Here is an 18,595-nt window from a genome sequence, read left to right as displayed (position 1 = left end):
GCACCGACAGCGGACGGGCATGGGGCGAGGACGACGTTGTCCGCAGGCGTCCCGTTGCCCTGGTCGTCCCCAGGGGGCCGGTGCCGCAGTGGTCACGGTGCCCGGTCCGCACGATGCTCGGCGGATGCCTGCCCCGCGCCCCGTCCCGCCGGAGCTCGGTGCGGGGCCTTTCACCGCGCGGTACGCCGCCGGCCTCGGCGTGTCGGAGAGGGTCCTGCGGGGCAAGCGCTTCCGCCGCGTGCACCCGCGGGTGTGGGTGCACGCAGCACATGCGATGACGTTCGCCGACGAGGTGGAGGCGGCCCGCCTCGCGCTCCCCGAGGGGAGCCACGTCGACGGCGAGACACGTCATCGCCTTCTCGGGTACGACGCAGGCTCCGCACGGCCGCTCGAGTTCGTGATCGACGAGGACCAGCATCGGGACCTGCTGGGGGTCTTCCTCCACCGCACGGTGTTGCTCCCGCCCCTGGACGGGACCGGCGTGACACCGGCCGCAGCCTTCATCCGCTGCTGTGAGCGCCAGCGGCTCATCGACCTCGTGAAGCGGGGCGACTGGCTCCTCCACCGCGGGCACATGACCCGGGAGGAGCTCGTCTCACTCGCCACCGCGCAGTCCTGGCGGCCGGGCGCGGCGCAGGCGCTGCGCGTCGCGGCGATGCTCGACGGGCGGGCCCGGTCGCCGAAGGAGTCCGAGCTCCGCGTGCTCGTGATCGGATGCGGCCTGCCGACACCGGAGGTCAACGTCGACCTCGTCGTACGCGGTAGGTGGCTGGGATGCGTCGATCTCCTCCTCCGTGCGTGGTTGCTCGTGCTCGAGTACGAAGGCCGACAGCACGCCGAGGACATGACGCAGTTCACCCGCGACATCGGGCGGTACGCCGGGCTCCGCGACCACGACGTGGAGTACCGGCAGATCACCGACGCGATGCTCGGCCGCCCCCGTGCGTTGATGCTGATGGTTCACGAGAAGCTGCGTGAACGTGGGTACGACGGTCCACCTCCCGACTTCGGTGCGTCGTGGCGGGCCCTGTTCGCCAGGGTTCCCGCCCCACGGCGCGTCGCGCGGAGCTGATCCGCCCCGTTCTCCAGGATCGGTGCCTCAGCGTCCACGTGCGCGCCCGTGGTGGACGCTGAGGCACCGACAGCGGAGACGGGGCAGCGGGGGAGAGAGACGGGAGGGCGTGACGGCGTTCAGCGCAGCCAGACGATGGACTGCACCAGGACCGGTGCGACCAGCAGCGCGGGGAGCATGTCGCCGACGGCCACCGGTCGGATGTTGAGCAGCCGCAGCGCGACGCCGACCAGCAGGACGCCGCCGGTCGCCGTCAGTGCGACGACGTGGGCCTCGGGAACGAACGAGCCCATCACCGCTCCCAGGACCGTCAGGCTTCCCTGGATGGCGGCGACCGCGATCGCGGACGCCATCACGCCGACCCCGAGCGAGGCCGCGAAGGCGATCGAGGCGAAACCGTCCAGCGCCGACTTGAGGAGGAGCTGTTCGGCGCCGCCGCCGAGCCCGTCGGTGATCGAGCCCAAGATGGCGAGGGGGCCGACGCAGAACACCAGGGATGCGGTGACGAAGCCTTCGACGAACTGCGCTCGCGCGCCCGCGTCACCGGAACCTCCGAGGCGGGCCTGGAGCCAGCTCCCGGAGCTCTCCAGCCGGTGCTCGATGCGCAGCAGCGAGCCGATCACGCCGCCGACGATCACCGCACCCAGGACGATCAGCACCGGCGCGCTCGGCCCGACGGCGTCGGAGAGCACCCGGTCGGTGACGGCGACGACGGACAGTCCGGCGATGAGGAGGGTGACGAGCCCGAGGCCGTCGGTCACGACCGCGCGCGTGCGCGCTGGGAGGCGGTTGCCGACGAGCAGGCCGATGCCCGACCCGGCGAGGATCGCGGCGACGTTCACGACCGTGCCTGCTCCGACGAACACGCTTCCTCCTCCGGACGAATCGTTCATCTCGCCACGTTGTCGACCACTGCACGAAACCGACCGCTCAGCCCGCTGACAGCCGAGCCCGCCACGGCGTAGTGTTTCACCCCGAGCCCGGCGCCCGGTCGCTCGGCTCTGGGAGGAGGGGTGGTGGGCCGTCTACCGCTGGAGATCCGTGAAGCCCATCCCGACGACGCCCGCGAGCTCATCGAGCTCTGGTCGCTGTGCGTCGCCGAAGGGCTGAGTGCCGAGACCGATCCTCTCAGCGTCGGCTGGGTGGTGCCCACCGAGGACGAGTCCCGGGCGGCGCTCGCCGACATCTCACGCCGTACGTCGCAGCGGTTGTGCGTGGCGGTCAGCGGTGAGCAGATCGTCGGTGTCATGAAGGCCGATCTCGCGGCCGCGACGCCGCTCCACCTGCGGTCGGTCGTGGTGGTGAGCGAGCTGCACGTCCACCCACGCCACCGACGCCGCGGCGTCGCGTGGTCGCTGATGAGCATCGCCGCCGACTGGGCCGACCAGGTCGGTTCGGCGGTGGTCTACGCGTGGGCGCCCGCACCGTCGCGCGACGCACACCGGTTCCTCACCCGCATCGGGTTCGGTCACTTCGCCACGGTCCGCGCGGCGCGGGTGCGGGTCCTGCAGGCGCGGCTGGCCGGACGCTCGGCGTCAGGACGCGGCACGGGCCGCCTTATCGCGGTGCGCCGGTCGCTCCGCCGTACGACCGAGGAGGCGGCGGCCGCGGGTGCCGCCGACTGACCGGGGTCAGCCCCCGGTGGGGTGTCGGTCGCGCCCGTTAGAGTCGGTTCGTGGACTCGCCCAGCACCGCTGACACTGCTCCCGCCGACGCCGGTCGGCTCCTCCTCATCGACGGCCACTCCGTCGCCTACCGTGCGTTCTTCGCGCTGCCCGTCGAGAACTTCTCCACGACGACCGGCCAGCACACGAACGCGGTGTACGGGTTCACCTCGATGCTGATCAATGTGCTGCGCGACGAGCAGCCGACCCACCTGGCGGTCGCGTTCGACGTGTCCCGCCAGACGTTCCGCAGCGCCGAGTACGCCGACTACAAGGCTAACCGGTCCAAGTCGCCCGAGGAGTTCTCCGGCCAGGTCGCTCTCGTCAAGGAGGTCCTGGACGCCCTCCACGTCACCTACCTCGAGCTCGACGGCTTCGAGGCGGACGACATCATCGGCACGCTGGCGACGCGGGCCGAGCAGGACGGCTTCGAGGTCCTCATCTGCACCGGCGACCGTGACGCGCTCCAGCTCGTCACCGATCGCACGACCGTCCTCTACCCGCGCAAGGGTGTCTCCGACCTCGCGCGGATGACGCCGCAGGCCGTGCAGGAGAAGTACGGCGTCGCGCCGGAGCGTTACCCCGACGTCGCCGCGCTGGTCGGCGAGACGAGCGACAACCTGCCCGGCGTCCCGGGTGTCGGTCCCAAGACGGCCGCCAAGTGGCTCGCCCAGTTCGACGGCCTCGAGGCCCTCGTCCGCGACGCCGACAAGGTGCCCGGCAAGGCGGGCCAGTCCTTCCGCGACCATCTCGGCGACGTCGTCCGCAACCGGCGGATCAACGCGCTCGTCCGCGACCTCGACCTGCCGGTGACGTCCGCTGACCTCGCCATCCAGCCGTGGGACCGCGACGCCGTCCACCGGGTCTTCGACGGCCTCGAGTTCCGGGTGCTGCGCGACCGGCTGTTCGAGACCCTGTCCACCGACGAGCCCGAGGCGGAGGAGGGGTTCGAGGTCGACGGCGCCGTGCTCGGCGAGGGCGAGGTCGCCGGCTGGTTGGCCACCCACGCTCCTGCCGGCGTCCGGACGGGCGTGCACGTGGTCGGGTCGTGGGGCCGGGGGACCGGCCGCGTCGACGCGATCGCGGTGGCCACCGCCGACGGCAGCGCGGCGGGGTGGTGGGACGTCGCGACGCTCTCGGCGGACGACGAGTCCGCCGTCGCCGCGTGGCTCGCCGATCCGGAGCGGCTCAAGGTCCTGCACGACGCGAAGGGGCCGATCCTCGCCCTCCGTGCCCAGGGCTGGTCGGTGGACGGGCTCGCCAGCGACACGGCGCTCGCCGCCTACCTCGCTCGACCGGACCAGCGCTCGTACGACCTCGAGGACCTCGCGCTGCGCTACCTCAAGCGCGAGCTGCGGGTGGAGGAGCACGGCGACCAGCTGACGCTCGACGTGGCGGACGATGCAGCCGCCCAGGACGCGATGCTCGCCGCGTCCGCGGTGGTCGAGCTCGGGTCGGCGCTCGACACCGAGCTGGACCAGCTCGGTGGCCGCACGCTCCTCGACACCGTCGAGCTCCCGCTGGTTCACGTCCTCGCCGACATGGAGGAGGTGGGCATCGCCGTCGACGGCGACGCCCTCGAGGCGCTGGAGGAAGAGTTCGCCACGCGTGTCCGCACGGCGGCCGACGAGGCGTACGCGGTGATCGGCAAGGAGATCAACCTCGGCTCGCCCAAGCAGCTCCAGGTGGTGCTGTTCGACGAGCTCGGCATGCCGAAGACCAAGCGCACCAAGACGGGCTACACGACCGACGCCGATGCGCTGCAGCAGCTCTACGTCAAGACCGAGCACCCGTTCCTGCTCCACATGCTGGAGCACCGTGATGCCACGCGGCTGCGCGTGACGGTCGAGGGCCTGCGCAAGACCGTCGCTCCGGACGGCCGCATCCACACCACCTACAACCAGACGATCGCGGCGACGGGGCGTCTGAGCTCGGCCGACCCGAACCTCCAGAACATCCCCATCCGCACCGCGGCGGGTCGCCGGATCCGCGAGGCGTTCGTGGTCGGCGAGGGCTTCGAGACGCTGCTGACGGCCGACTACAGCCAGATCGAGATGCGCATCATGGCCGACCTGTCGGAGGACCACGGCATCATCGAGGCGTTCAACTCCGGCGCCGACTTCCACACGATCACGGCATCGCGCGTGTTCCAGGTCGACCCGGAGGCCATCGATGTCGGCATGCGGTCACGGATCAAGGCGATGAACTACGGCCTCGCGTACGGTCTCTCGTCGTACGGCCTGAGCCAGCAGCTCGGCATCGAGACGCGCGAGGCGCAGGGGCTGATGGACGAATACTTCGCTCAGTTCGGCGGGGTGCGTGACTATCTGCGCGGCGTGGTCGACGAGGCACGCAGGACGGGTTTCACGGAGACGATCATGGGGCGTCGCCGCTACCTGCCCGACCTGACGAGCGACAACCGTCAGCGGCGCGAGATGGCCGAGCGCATGGCCCTGAACGCCCCCATCCAGGGGTCGGCGGCCGACATCATCAAGGTGGCGATGCTCGGTGTGCGTCGTGCGCTCGGCGAGTCGGGTCTCACGTCGCGCCTGCTGCTGCAGGTCCACGACGAGCTCGTGCTCGAGGTCGCGCCGGGCGAGCGAGAGGCGGTCGAGGCGCTGGTGCGCGCAGAGATGGCGTCCGCGGCCTCGTTGGCCGTGCCGCTCGACGTTTCCGTGGGTGTCGGACGCTCGTGGCACGAGGCCGGGCACTGACCCGGCACTGACCTGGCAAAGGCCAGGCACGAGGCCGGGCACTGACCCGGCAGCCAGCGGTCAGGCGGCCTGCGCGCCCGGCCCGACCGATGCGGGCTGCGCTTCGGGGGTCCGGCTCGACAGCCACCACGCGGCGGCGGCGACGACCGTGGCGGTCACGGTCATCGTGATGACGACGCCCTGCACGTGCAGCGGTGCGAGCAGGATGATCCCGCCGGCCACGGCAGCGGCGACCCACAGCAGCGTGACGATGCCGTGGGAGCGACGCGCGAGCGCATCGAACACGAGCAGCTGGACGATGGCGAGCATGGCGCCCTCGAGCGCGAACAGCCACAGCAGCGGCTTGACCTCGGCGTACTGGTCGCCGCCGACGAGGATCAGCGCCACGCCAGGCAGCAGCGCGGTCGCGACGGTCGCGGCGAGGCCGACGAGCGCCACCGCACCCGTGGCGAGCCGGCGTGCCCGCTCGGCCCGGGCGCGCGCGAGGCGCGGGAACGCGACGATGCTCACGAACTGCGGGAGGAACAGCGCCGACTTCGTGAGGATGAGGCCCGCCGCGTAGAGGCCGCTGTCGTGCGGCGAGAGCGCGACGCGCGCGAGCAGGGCGTCGAGGTTGCTCAGCACCAGGTAGGCGAGCATCGCGTGGGACCCGGCCAGCAGCTCCCAGACGTACGCCCGGGATCCGCCGAGCCCGCCGGGGCGGAGGTAGCGCAGACCCACGACGACGGGGAGCCAGGCGCCGACCATCACGCCGGCGATCGCCGCAGTCGGGGTGGGGCTGATCAGCATCGCCGCGGTGCCGAACACGACGCGCCCGACGCCGTTGGCGATGTACAGCACGGAGAGCACCGTCCACCGGTGCTGCCCCTGGGTGATCCCGGCCAGCGTCCCCATCAGGGTCAGCGGGACGACCGTGGCACCGCACAGCACGAGCGGCCACACGGAGTCGAGCTGGAGGATCGGGGCGAGGACGGGACTGAGCACCACGAGCCCGAGACCCACCACCACGCCCAGCGACACCGACACGGCGGTGGCGGTCGCGGCGATGCGGTCGGCGTGCTCGGGGGCGACGGCGATCCGGCGTGCGGTCGTCGTCTGCACAGCGAGCGAGGCGACGTTCGCGACGAGGAGCACACCGAGCAGCGCGGTCAGGGCACCGAACGACGCGGGGATCAGCAACCGGGCGGCGAGCAGCGTGAAGGCGTACGCGCCGACGTTCTGGAGCGTCATGGCCACGGCGATACGGCCTCCGGCGCTCACAGCGGCGGGTGCGCGCGTCGGTTCGGCAGGGGGCGTGGGCACGGACCCGATATAACCATGCGTGATGGACATACGTCGCTTGGGGCGCGCCTGGCCGTGGGTCATGGCGTTGCTGGTGTGCGCTCCGATGCTCGCGTGGGGTTACGTCCTGTCGTACGACATGGTGTTCGTGCCGCGCCTCGATGTGACCCGTGCGGACGTGTGGGGCCTCGGTTCGGCGATGCCGCGGGCGGTTCCGTCGGACGCTGTCGTTGCCGTCCTCAACCTGGCGATCCCCGGGTGGCTGCTGCAGAAGATCGTGCTCGTCGGCACCTTCGTGGTCGCCGGCGCGGGTGCGATGCGGATGCTCGAGCGGTTCGGCGTCGGCGCGCAGCTGGCCGGCACGACGTGGTTCGTCTGGAACCCGTACGTCGCGGAGCGGCTCGTGATCGGTCACTGGCCGTTGCTCGTCGCGTACGCGGCCCTGCCGTGGCTGGTCGTGGTGTGCCTGCGGGTCCGGGCGGGGGAGCAGGTCCGGTGGTGGCGGCTCGTGCTGCCGCTGGCTGCCACTGCGCTGACCCCTGCCTCGGGGGTGATCGGCGTGATCCTCGCGCTCTCCGTGTGCGGGTGGCGCCGTTGCGGCCGGGTCCTCGTGGTCGCGCTCGTGCTCAACCTGCCGTGGATCGTCGCGGGCTTCGCCCATCCGGCGGTCGGGAGGAGCGACCCGGCGGGAGTCGGGGCGTTCGCGCTGCAGCCGGAGGCGGGTCTCGGACGTCTCGGCGCGGCGCTCACCCTCGGCGGGATCTGGAACACCGACGTCGTCCCGGAGTCCCGCGACCTGGTGACGGCGACGGTCTTCTGCCTGATCCTCATCGCCGTCATGGCGCTCGGCGCGGTGGCGGCCTGGCGACGGCCAGGGCGTCGTACGACCGTGCTGGCGTTGGCGCCCGCGGCGGCGATCGGTCTCGCTGTCGCGCTGCTCGGTGCCATCGCCCCGAGCCTGCTCGAGTGGGTGGTGTCGACCGTGCCGGGCGGTGGGCTGCTGCGAGACGGCGCCCGTTACCTCGCGCTGATGGCGCCGCTGCAGGCGTACCTGGTCGCCGCCGGCGTCGGGGCGCTCGCCGGGCGCGTACGTGAGAAGTCGGCGCGGTGGGCACTCTTGGCGGTCGCGATCCTGCTGCCGGTGCTGGCCATGCCCGATCTCGCCTGGGGCGCCGCGGGGCGTCTGCAGCCGGTGGCCTACCCGGATGCGTGGGCACAAGCCCGTACGGCGATCGCCGAGTCCGACGTCGAGGGTGACCTCGTCGCGCTGCCCTTCAGCTCGTTCCGTGCTCCGGCATGGAACGACGGGCGGGTCGTCCTCGATCCTGCCGGCCGCTACTTCCCGCGCGAGACCGTCGTCAACGACGACCTGGTCGTCTCCGGCGAGGTGATCGCGGGGGAGGACGAGCGCGCCCAGGCGGTGGGGGAGGCCCTCGACTCGAGCGATCCCGTGGCGGGTCTGCGTGACGAGGGGATCGGGCTCGTGGTCGTGGAGCTCGACGCTCCCGGCGCCGACGACCTCGCCGACCTGCTCAGCGAGCTGGAGCCGGTGTTCAGCGAGGGCGACCTGGCCGTCTACGCCGTACCCGACTGACGTGCACGCCCGAGCGGCAGCGGGTCAGGCCGCGACGCCCAGCGCGAACGTGATCAGCCACGCTACGCCGATCGTCTGGAGCACCCGGTCGCGCAGCACGATGTCCTCCGGCTCCCCGGCGAGCCCTCGGTCGACGTCCACCGAGTAGCGGAGCACGCCGAGGACGAACGGTGCGATCGAGATCGCCTGCCACGGGGTGCCCGACTCCGGGGAGATCTCGAAGGCCCACAGGCTGTACGCGGTGATCGTCACACCGGCGGCAAGACCCCAGACGAATCGCAGGTACGACTCCGAGTAGAGCTCGAGCGAGCGGCGGGTCCCTGCCGCGCTCCCGAGCGCCTGCAGCTCCGAGTAGCGCTTGCCGGCCACCATGAACAGCGAGCCGAAGGCGGCCACGAGCAGGAACCACTGGGACAGGACCACACCCACGGCGACGCCGCCGCCGACCGCGCGCAGGACGAAGCCGGACGCGACGACGGCGAGGTCGATGACGGCCATGTGCTTGAGCCACAGGGCGTACGAGACCTGGAGGCCGAGATAGATCGCGAGGGTGAGGCCGAGCTCCCAGGCGAGGAGCGTGCCGGCTGTGATTCCGATCACAGCGAGCACGGTCGCCGCAGCCAGTGCCGTGGGCGGCGTGACGTCACCGGCGGCGATGGGACGCAGCGACTTGATCGGGTGCCGCCGGTCCTCCTCGGCGTCACAGACGTCGTTCACGAGGTACACCGCGGCGGACACCAGCGTGAACGTCGCGATCGCGACGACGACCCGCGCCAGGACGGGCGGATCGGTGAGGACGCCCGCTGCGAGCGGGGCGGTCGCCACGATGAGGTTCTTCAGCCACTGGCGTGGCCGCATCGAGACGACCAGACCGGCGACCGGGGAACGGCGTGTCAGGGATCTCATCGTGCGCCAAGCCTAGGGGATGGCGCTCTCAGGTCGCCCTCGTGATGGAATCGGTACGTTCTCCGAGAAGAGATGTTGGTCATTCGGCCTAACCGGCTGGTAACCTGGGCGCTCGGACTTCAGGAGGGAAGAATCTCGTGGGTGGTTTCCTTGGCGGCGTTGCTGCCATCGTCGTTGGTGCCGGTCTTGGTGCAGCCACGGTCGTCGGCGTCGTTCAGACGCAGGCGGCAGACAGCAGCCCGACCCAGCCGACGTCCCAGGTCGTCGATTACGGCTCCAACTGAGCCTTCGAAGACAGACTGAGCTTGAGAAGACGGACTGAGCTTTAGAAGACAGACTTACCGGGAGGGCTTCGCCAGCACGCTGGCGAAGCCCTCCCGCGTCTGTGCCCACGTGAACATCTGCGACTTCTCGAAGGCGCCCTTGCCGAGACGACGACGCTCCTCGTCGTCGGTGAGCACGTGACGGACCGCCGCCACGAACTCGGCGTGCTCGTCGACCAGCACGCCTGACGCGCCGTCGTCGATCGACTCGCGCGTCCCACCGGCCGAGCGGTACGCGATCGTGGGAGTGCCGTGAGAGCCAGCCTCTCCGACGACCAGCCCCCAGCCCTCCTTGAGGGACGGCAGCGCCATCACCCAGCTGCTCGCATAGATCTCGTGCTTGGTGCGCTCGTCCACGAACCCTGTGAAGTCGACCCGGTCGGCGACGCCGAGGCTGGCGGCGTACGCGCGAAGCTCCTCCTCCCACCAGCCGTCGCCGACGACGGTGAGCGTGAGGCCGGGGATCTCGACGAGCTGCGCCACGGTGTCGATGGCGTGCTCGACCTGCTTGTGCGGGACGAGGCGCCCGACGACGCACATCGAGGGCTGCTCGGTGCGCGTCACGTGCGTGACGGGGCTGGGCTCGGTGCCGTTGTGGACGATGGAGATGCGGTCGGCCTCCACACCGAGCGCGACGAGCTCGTCCCGGGTGGCGGTCGACACCGCGACGTAGCGGGAGTGCCGGTAGAGGCGGGGAGCCAGCCACGACTCCACCCACCAGCCGATGCGTCCGACGAGGCCGGGATAGACCACCGGCCACTGCTCGCGGTGCACGTGGTGCACGAGGACGACGACCGGCTTGCGCGTGGCGAGCCGCGTGAAGAAGGGGAGGCCGTTCTGGACGTCGACCACGAGGTCGACCCTGCCGAAACGGCGGAGCAGCAGGCCGAGGAACGCGAACGCGTAGACCGCCATCTTGTCCCCGCGCCGGACGAACCGGATGCCGTCGCGCACCTCGTCGCGAGGCGCGTTGTCGTGGGCCGCGCAGAACGCCGTCACGCGGTAGCCGCGGTCGACGAGACCGAGCGCGACCTCCTCCACGAACTTCTCGGAGCCGCCGCCCTCAGGATTGCGGGTGTCGCGCCAGTTGCAGATGAGCACGTGGCGCGGGCGTATCGGACGCAGCGACATAAGACTTGGTCTCCCTCCCAAGATCGCCAGGTTACCAGCGAGTTAGGCACGTCACGAAACGCTCGACCTGGTCGGATATCGTCGGGCGGGTGACCGATCCGTCCCTCGCCACGCCGACCTCCCGCCCGACGCTCGGTCGTTCTATCCGGCTCTTCCGTGCGCACCGCGTGGAGCAGACGGACCCGGACCACTTCTACGGCATGCTCGCGGCGGACTCGGTGGGGCAGCTCTCGCAGTACACCGACCTCTCCGGCAAGCACGTCCTCGACGTCGGCGGCGGTCCGGGCTACTTCGCGAGCGCGTTCCGGGCCGCGGGCGCCTCGTACACGCCGCTCGACTCCGACCTGGGCGAGCTGTCCGGTCTCGGCGACCCCGAGCCCGGCACGGTCATCGGCAGCGGCATGTCCCTGCCGTTCCGGGACGGCGCCTTCGACGTCACGTACTCCTCCAACGTCCTCGAGCACGTTCCCGAGCCCTGGACGATGGCCGACGAGATGCTCCGGGTCACGCGTCCCGGCGGGCTCGTCTTCCTGTCCTACACGTTGTGGTTCGGGCCGTGGGGCGGCCACGAGACAGCGCCGTGGCACTACCTCGGGGGCTACCGCGCCGCCGACCGGTACGCCCGTACGCACGGCAAGCGACCCAAGAACGACTTCGGCACCTCGCTGTTCGCGGTCACGGCGGGCGCGGGCATGCGGTGGGCCCGGACGCAGACGGACGCGGACGTGCTCGAGCTGATGCCGCGCTACCACCCGCGCTGGGCCTGGTGGACGCTGCACGTGCCGGTGCTGCGGGAGGTGACGACGTGGAACCTCGCGATCGTCCTTCGCAGGCGCTGACACCGCGACCCAGGCCCTCGCAAGCGTTGACCTGGCGGTTCAGGCTCGCCGCCGTCAGCCTGGTCCTCGTCGCGATCGCGTTCGTCCAGGCTCCGGGGCGCATGGTCGCCGACACCAAGCTCGACCTCGTCGTCGACCCGGCCGGCTTCCTGAGCCGCGCCCTGACGATGTGGGACCCGGTCGGAGCGTTCGGGCAGGTCCAGAACCAGGCGTACGGCTACCTCTTCCCGATGGGCCCGTTCTTCCTCCTCGGCAACCTCGCGGAGGTCGAGCCCTGGGTGATCCAGCGGCTGTGGTGGTCGCTCCTGCTCGTGACCGCCTTCCTGGGCATGGTGAAGCTCTCGGGGGCGCTGGGGATCGGTGCACCGTGGGCGCGCATCGTCGCAGGACTCGCGTACGCCCTCTCGCCCCGCATGCTGACCGTGCTCGGGCCGAGCTCGATCGAGGTCTGGCCCATGGCGCTGGCGCTCTGGGTCCTGGTCCCGCTCGTGATCGGGATGCGCCGCCACGACCCGCGCTGGATGGCAGCGCTGAGCGCGCTCGCGGTCGCCTGCGTGGGCGGCGTCAACGCGGTCGCGACGTTCGCGGTGATCCCGCTCGGGGCGCTCTGGCTGCTGCTGCAGCCCGCGTCCCCGCGGCGACGCTCGATGATGATCTGGTGGCCGGTGTTCGTGCTGCTCGGCACGCTCTGGTGGCTGGTCCCGCTGCTCATGCTCGGCACCTACAGCCCGCCGTTCCTCGACTACATCGAGAGTGCGTCGACGACGACCTTCGCGGCAACGCTGTTCGACGCGCTGCGGGGGACCACGAACTGGGTCCCGTACGTCGACGGCAACTCCGTGGCGGGCAACGACCTCCTGCGCTCGATCGGCCTGATCGTCAACGGCGCCGTCGTCGTCGCGCTGGGCATCGTCGGCATCGCGCGCCGCGGGACGCCGCAGCGACGCTTCCTGCTCGGCGGCCTGCTGATGGGCCTCCTGCTCGTCACCCTCGGCCACACCGGCGCGGTGCACGGTTGGGGCGCCGACTCGATCCAGCAGGCACTCGACGGTGTGCTCGCGCCGCTGCGCAACACGCACAAGTTCGATCTCGTCGTGCGGATCCCCCTCGTGCTCGGCTTCGCGCACGCGATCTCGAGCCTGGGGTCCGCCCTGCGGGAGTCCGACTCCGACCGGCTCCTGCGTCGTGGCATCGCCGTGCTCGGGGTGAGCGCGCTCCTCGGTGCGACCGTGCCGGCGTGGACCGGCGCGATCGCCAGCCGCGGGGCGTACGAGTCCGTCCCCGGCTACTGGCAGGAGACGGCTGACTGGCTCGCCCAGCACGACTCGGGGCAGCGGTCTCTGCTCGTCCCGGCCGCGTCGTTCGGGGACTACCTGTGGGGCAGGACGGCAGACGACGTCATCCAGCCGCTGGCCGAGGCGCCGTGGGCGACTCGCAACGCGATCCCGCTCGCCCCCGGGGGCAACATCCTGACCCTCGACGCGATCGAGCGCCGCCTGGCCTCGGGCGAGGGCTCGGACGGTCTTGCCGACTACCTCGAGCGCTCCGGCATCCGCTACCTCGTCGTGCGCAACGACCTCGCGCCCTCGAGCGAGCACACCGATCCCGAGCGCATCTACGCGACGCTCGCGAAGACCCCGGGAGTGACGTCGGTCGCGCAGTTCGGGCCCGGGGTCGGCAGCCCTCCCGTCCTCACCGGCGAGGACGGCGAGGAGGTCCTGATCAAGGGCGGGTGGCAGGCCTACCGCCCGGCCGTGGAGATCTTCGCGGTCGGCTCGTCCGGCCGAGGTCCGGCGAGCGTCCAGGACCTGGACGACACGCCCGTCGTCGCCGGCGGCCCGGACTCCTTGCTGGCGCTGGACGAGCTGGGCCTCGCTCCGGGAGCGGCGATCCTCGCCGACGACGTCGCCGACCGCAAGGAGCGGCCGCGTCACGTCGTGCTCACCGACGGCGCGAGGCGGCGCGAGGCGGCGTTCGGACGGGCCGACCAGAACCGTTCGGGGTCGATCGCCGACGACGAGTCGTACTCCCTCGACCGGCCGGTCCACGACTACCGCGTGAGCCCGACGACGGACTTCCTGTCCTCGCCGCAGATGATCGGCACGGCGGGGATCGAGGCGTCCTCGTCGCAGTCGCAGGCAGGCTCGCCCGGGCCCGCGGTGCCAGGGGCGCAGCCGTGGTCCGCCTTCGACGGAGATCCCCGTACGCACTGGAAGGCGGGCGGCGCGGACACCGGGACGTCCTGGATCGAGGTCCAGCTGGGCGGCCCGACCGACGTCGACGAGATCGTGATCACGCTCGCGCCGACCATGGAGCGCTCTCGCGCCCTCACGGTCACGACGGACCAGGGGAGTGTCGACGCGGTCGCCCAGCCCGGCCTGCCGGTCACGGTCGACCTGCCGCCCGGCGCGACGGACAGCATCCGGATCAGCGCTGCGGCGTCGGCCTTCGACCCGATCACGATCACCGAGGTCGAGGTGCCGGGCCTGGACCTCTCGCGTCCACTGGTGATGCCGGAGCTGCCGTCGTCGTGGGGAGCGCCGGACGACATCGTGATGACGGTCGACCAGACCTACCGCTCGGGCTGCCTCGACGTCGAGGGCACGACGCGCTGCGTCGCCAGTCAGGAGCAGTGGGGCGAGGACGGTCGTACGCTCGACCGCGAGCTCACGATGTCCACGTCCGCCACCTACACCCCCGCCCTCACCGTCGTCCCGATCGGTGGCGCCGCGCTCGACGCGGCCGCGCAGGCGGGTCGGCTGGCCGCGGTCGGCGCCAGCTCGTACCTCGTCGAGGACCCCCGCAACAGCGCGGTCCGCAGCATCGACGGCGACCCGGCGACGGGGTGGATCGCCGCCGACGACGACCCTGACCCCACGCTCACGCTGGCGTGGGTCGGCGAGCGGCGGATCCGTGGGTTGACGGTCGGGACCGACGACGACCTGGGCGCCTCGCCGCCGACGTCGGCGACGCTGCGCTTCGACGACGGATCGGTCCGCGAGGTCGAGCTCGATGAGGGCGTCGCCCGCTTCGCGCCGGTCGTCGCGTCCTCGGTCGAGGTCCACTTCGACTCGGTGGAGACCCGCGAGGGCGTCGACGCGTTCGGCGTGACCTCACCGCTCCCGGTGGGGGTCAGCGAGATCGACCTGCGGGGTCCGCGGCGCCTCTTCCCCCAGGTCCCGAGCAGCGCCTCGGTCCGCAGCCGTTGCGGGGTCGGACCGGCCGTCGAGATCGACGGGCGCCGCTATCGCACGCGTGTGACGACGTCGGAGCAGAGCACGCTTGCCGGCGAGTCTGCTCCAGCGCAGATCTGCGGACTCCCGGAGGTCGCCCTCGATGAGGGCACCCACCGGATCGAGGTGATCGGCAACGACGTCTATCGCCCTCAGTCGCTCGTGCTCGCCTCGCCGGAGAGCGGCTCGGCCGCCGAGCCGACCGTCGCCGCGACGCCGCGCTGGGGGAAGACCGAGCGCACGGTCTCGCTCGACGGCGGGTCGGCGACCGGCGACCGTCTCGTGACGGTCGCGGAGAACGTCAACGAGGGCTGGCGCGACGTCGCCGGTGCCCGCCGGGTCCAGGTCGACGGCTGGCAGCAGGGGTACGTCGTGCCCGCGTCGGCCGACGAGCTGCGGCTGGAGTTCGCTCCCGCAGCTCGCTACCGGTCCGCGCTGCTGGTGGGTGCCCTCGCGTTCGTCGCGCTCCTCGGGCTGACCATGCTGCGACGCCGTCGGCTCCGCGTGCCGGCCGAGGAAGAGCGTGAGTTCCGCGGGTCGGCGGTGGTCCTGGGGCTCGCCTTCGTGACCGCGGGCTTGCTCGCCGGGACCGCCGGGCTCGCCCTCGCGGTGGCGGGTTGGGCTCTCGGTCTGCTCGTGCGCCGGTTCTCGGCCGACGCCGTCGCCTGGCTCGCTGCCGTCCCGGTCCTCGTGGCCGCCGGCGCGTACGCCGTCCTACCGTGGGGCTCGGACGACGGCTGGGCGGGTGACCTCGTGTGGCCTCAGCTCGTGCTGGCGGTCTCGCTGGGGCTGCTGTCGGCCTCGGTGGTCGGCGGCGTGCGCCTGCGCCCGACGTTGCGCAGACGCATCGACGGCAGCTCCACCACGCGGTAGAGGACCTCGGAGACGAGGAGGCTCAGCCCGAGCGTGAGCGCGAGCAGCGTGAAGAACGGCGCACCGAACAGCGTGTAGTCGCGCCACTCGAACACCAGGTGGAGGACCACCAGGTGACAGCAGAAGAGGCTGTACGAGATGTGGCCGAGGTGCCGGAGGAACGGCACCGAGAGTGCCCGCTGGAAGCCGGTCGCGGGGTCGGTGAAGATGGCCGGGAGCACGAGCAGCGCGGCGGCGGCGGCGTACACGACGTTCTTGGTGACGGCCTCGGCAGGCGTGGGGGCCTCGAGGAGCAGCGGCCCGCCGAGAGGCGTGGCGATCACCGTGAGCAGCGCGCCGCCGGCGAGCCACGCCGTCCACGGCGCGGCGGCGAGACGTCGCAGGACCGGCGCGCTCTCGCGCTCGGCGATGGCGAACGCGATGCCGATCGCGAACCAGCTCAGGTAGGCAGGGAGCCACTGGCCGGGCGACGGCAGGTCGCCGAGGACGGGCGTGGCGGCGAGCCCGACCCACACCCAGCTGGCGATCGACGCGACCGCGAGGACGACGAGCAGCGCGACGGGGCGCCAGCGCGTACGGCACACCGTGCGCGCGAGCACCCACATCACGAGCGGGAGTGCGACGTAGAACGCGACCTCGGTCGAGAGGCTCCACATCTGGGTCAGACCGGCCGTGAGCTCGCCGTCGTAGAGGCGGACGAGCAGCAGGTTCTGGAGCCAGACCCGCGGGCCGGCCGTCTCGTTCTCCGGGAGGAGCGTCATCGCCGCCACGACGGCCACCCAGTAGACCGGCAGGATGCGCAGGGCGCGGTGCCACAGGTAGCGCCCGGTGCCCGGGGCACGTCGCTGCCCGGCGAGCGCCGCGAGGTACGGCTGACTCAGGAGGAACCCGGACAGCACGAAGAAGATGGCGACGCCGAAGTCCATCCGCGCCACGAGCGCGCCCGGGATCCCGTCGGTGTAGGTGCCGGCCCAGAAGCCCACGTGGGTCACCACGACCGCGATGGACGCGATCGCACGCATGGTGTCGAGCGCCGGGTAGATCCGCCGGTGCTCACGCTCGTCGGGGCGGTCCTTCATCGTGCCTCCAGGGTGCCGACCGTGATCGGGTCGACGCAGAGGTTCGCGCTGCCGTCGGAGCGGAGGAGGACGGAGTCGAACGCGCCCTCCGTCCGGACGAAGAGGGTGTGGAGACCCGCTCGGACGGGAGCGGTTTCACGCACGTCGCCCGCAGCGACCGTCAGCTCGCCGTCGGAGTCGGCAAGGTAGCCGATCGTCATCCAGAACGGGAAGTCGAACGTCTCCGCCTCCAGCGGGATGACGTTCGGAGTCCGTCGTACCGGGTGACCGCAGCCGTCGAGGGTGCCGGGGACGCTCCTCACGCCCGGGTAGACCACTGCCTGGGCGACCTCCCCGTCGGCGTCGAGCACCTGCAGGTCGTTGGCGACCGCCGGAGTCGTGAACCGGTCGCCGAGAGGGGCGAAGAAGACGGAGGTCAGGTTGTACGGGGCGTTCGCGTTCCACATGACCTCGTCGGGGACAGGCACGTCGGCCAGCGCGGGCCGGTCGGCGTCCTCGATCGACTCGATGGCGCGCAGACCGAAGTCCTTGGTCGCGTTGCCGTCGTGCCACGGCCGGGCGTACGTGATGGTCGAGTACGTGGAGGCGACGACGTACACGGCGAGACCCACCGCAAGGGTGCGGTGGGATAACCGGACCGTGAGGAGCGGCTCCGGGCGCCTCGCGGACGACTCGACCGCGCCCTTGAGATGCATGGTCGCCAGCGCCAGGACGAGCGCGAGGACCGCCGAGGTGTCGGAGAGGTAGCGGGCCTCGTTGCCGCTCACGGACCCGAACGAGCCGGACCTCCCGACGGCGATGATGCCGTAGCTGAGCAGGAGGTACGGAAGGAGGATCACGAGCGAGCGCAGCGCGCGCACCCGCGTCGCGTACAGGTAGAACCAGACGGCCGACACGATCACCCAGGAGACCGCGACCAGGACGGTCGACGGGTCGGTGGTCGACCGGGGGCCACCGTTGAGCAGGGCCCAGCTCCACGACAGCCCGGTCAGTCCGGTGCCGAGCGTGTCGAACAGCATCGCCTGGGCGAGGGCGAGGTAGTCGGTGCTGCCCTCCGCGGCCTCGCGGGGCATGTGGATCCAGTACATGACGAGGTACGCGGTGCCGACGACGGCGTAGGTGAGCCAACCCCAGAGATAGCGGCGCACGACGCTCAGGAACCGCCGGACGAGCGGGCCGCGTCCGAAGTAGAGGAGCGCCAGGAGACCGAAGACCATCGGGAGGGCGATCGCCTTGACGTAGAAGAGCAGTCCGACCGTCGTGATGAGCGAGGCGACGAGCACCCACCGGTAGCGCCGCGTGCGCAGGTAGGTCACGTGCGCGAGGACGCCGAGGAAGAGGCAGGTGTGCAGCGGCAGCTGGTTGATCATCGCCGCGTACCACGTCAGGGTCGGCACGCTGAAGATCGAGAACAGGTAGAACGTGAGCGGGACGAGGATCGCGGGCCGGTTCCCGAACAGCTTGCGGAGCATCCACCAGCAGCTGAGGCTCGCGGCGAGCTGCAGCAGGACCGTCTGGAGTGCTGCCAGCCACCACGCGAACGGCCCGCCCCAGGTCACGATCTTGACCAGGATGAAGCTCAGCGGCATGAAGTGGACGTTGTGAGGCCTGAGGTACCAGTCGAGGTCGTCGCGCCCGAGCGCGATGTCGGACAGGAACTGGAAGTCGTCCTCGAAGAACCAGCTGCCCTGGGTCACCCAGGCGCGCAGGGCAAGCTGCGCGACGATCAGCGAGATCGCCGCCGCGGTGACCATCTGGCCACGCGTCACGTCGGCGGGGACCCAACCGCGCGCGGCGCGGCGCGTGTCCGCGGCTAGAGAACTCACCCGGCGGAGTCTATCTGGCGGGGTCGCGGCGGGAGACGCGAACGGGCCTCCGATCGCTCG

Annotated in this window: 13 protein-coding genes; 7 read left to right on the top strand and 6 right to left on the bottom strand. The window is 71.5% G+C overall.

Annotated elements, in window-relative coordinates:
* Positions 1-124: 124 nt before the first annotated feature.
* Complete coding sequence (locus GH747_RS07410; RefSeq protein WP_149768949.1) at positions 125-1,072, top strand: hypothetical protein; 948 nt, start codon at positions 125-127, stop codon at positions 1,070-1,072.
* Between the two features lie 119 nt (positions 1,073-1,191).
* Here GH747_RS07410 and GH747_RS07405 read toward each other — a convergent pair whose 3' ends face one another.
* Positions 1,192-1,938, bottom strand: a complete 747-nt coding sequence (locus GH747_RS07405; RefSeq protein WP_205602842.1) for a DUF554 domain-containing protein — start codon at positions 1,936-1,938, stop codon at positions 1,192-1,194.
* Between the two features lie 150 nt (positions 1,939-2,088).
* Here GH747_RS07405 and GH747_RS07400 point away from each other — a divergent pair, with 150 nt between their 5' ends.
* Entirely contained in the window at positions 2,089-2,697 is a 609-nt protein-coding gene (locus GH747_RS07400; protein ID WP_163695375.1) for a GNAT family N-acetyltransferase, read from the top strand.
* A gap of 50 nt (positions 2,698-2,747) precedes the next feature.
* Positions 2,748-5,450, top strand: coding sequence for a DNA polymerase I (gene polA / locus GH747_RS07395; protein ID WP_149768946.1), 2,703 nt, complete (start codon positions 2,748-2,750; stop codon positions 5,448-5,450).
* A gap of 60 nt (positions 5,451-5,510) precedes the next feature.
* On the opposite strand, the gene GH747_RS07390 is transcribed toward polA, so the two are convergent.
* Entirely contained in the window at positions 5,511-6,680 is a 1,170-nt protein-coding gene (locus GH747_RS07390; RefSeq protein ID WP_163695372.1) for an MATE family efflux transporter, read from the bottom strand.
* Positions 6,681-6,774: 94 nt separating this feature from the next.
* Here GH747_RS07390 and GH747_RS07385 point away from each other — a divergent pair, with 94 nt between their 5' ends.
* Entirely contained in the window at positions 6,775-8,325 is a 1,551-nt protein-coding gene (locus tag GH747_RS07385) for an MmpA family trehalose lipid delivery protein (RefSeq protein WP_149768944.1), read from the top strand.
* Between the two features lie 24 nt (positions 8,326-8,349).
* Here GH747_RS07385 and GH747_RS07380 read toward each other — a convergent pair whose 3' ends face one another.
* Positions 8,350-9,231, bottom strand: coding sequence for a decaprenyl-phosphate phosphoribosyltransferase (locus GH747_RS07380; RefSeq protein ID WP_149768943.1), 882 nt, complete (start codon positions 9,229-9,231; stop codon positions 8,350-8,352).
* A 137-nt stretch (positions 9,232-9,368) separates the two neighbouring features.
* On the opposite strand from GH747_RS07380, the gene GH747_RS22525 reads away from it, so the two are divergent.
* The gene (locus GH747_RS22525; RefSeq protein WP_465263343.1) at positions 9,369-9,515 is read left to right on the top strand and encodes a DUF2613 family protein; all 147 of its coding nucleotides are present in this window, start codon (positions 9,369-9,371) and stop codon (positions 9,513-9,515) included.
* A gap of 54 nt (positions 9,516-9,569) precedes the next feature.
* Here GH747_RS22525 and GH747_RS07375 read toward each other — a convergent pair whose 3' ends face one another.
* Complete coding sequence (locus GH747_RS07375; RefSeq protein ID WP_149768942.1) at positions 9,570-10,685, bottom strand: glycosyltransferase family 4 protein; 1,116 nt, start codon at positions 10,683-10,685, stop codon at positions 9,570-9,572.
* Between the two features lie 89 nt (positions 10,686-10,774).
* Between GH747_RS07375 and GH747_RS07370 the strand changes: the two genes are divergently transcribed.
* Together GH747_RS07370 and GH747_RS07365 are read left to right on the top strand one after the other, a co-directional pair.
* Positions 10,775-11,524, top strand: coding sequence for a class I SAM-dependent methyltransferase (locus tag GH747_RS07370; RefSeq protein WP_228552819.1), 750 nt, complete (start codon positions 10,775-10,777; stop codon positions 11,522-11,524).
* 26 nt (positions 11,525-11,550) lie between these two features.
* Positions 11,551-15,630 carry an alpha-(1->3)-arabinofuranosyltransferase gene (locus GH747_RS07365; RefSeq protein ID WP_149768941.1) on the top strand — a complete coding sequence of 1,360 codons (4,080 nt, stop codon included), beginning with the start codon at positions 11,551-11,553 and terminating at the stop codon, positions 15,628-15,630.
* Here GH747_RS07365 and GH747_RS07360 read toward each other — a convergent pair.
* Together GH747_RS07360 and GH747_RS07355 are read right to left on the bottom strand one after the other, a co-directional pair.
* Positions 15,519-16,709 (bottom strand): acyltransferase family protein, encoded by a 1,191-nt coding sequence (locus tag GH747_RS07360; RefSeq protein ID WP_149768940.1) that lies wholly within the window; start codon positions 16,707-16,709, stop codon positions 15,519-15,521. The two genes, GH747_RS07365 and GH747_RS07360, sit on opposite strands and share 112 nt — an antisense overlap.
* Complete coding sequence (locus GH747_RS07355; RefSeq protein WP_149768939.1) at positions 16,706-18,535, bottom strand: ArnT family glycosyltransferase; 1,830 nt, start codon at positions 18,533-18,535, stop codon at positions 16,706-16,708. The genes GH747_RS07360 and GH747_RS07355 overlap by 4 nt, the downstream gene beginning before the upstream one ends.
* Positions 18,536-18,595: the final 60 nt, after the last annotated feature.

The organism is Mumia xiangluensis (genome assembly GCF_010994095.1).
Lineage (GTDB): Bacteria > Actinomycetota > Actinomycetes > Propionibacteriales > Nocardioidaceae > Mumia > Mumia xiangluensis.
The sequence above is the reverse complement of the archived record's forward strand: the minus strand, read 5'-3'. Positions and strand labels throughout refer to the sequence as shown.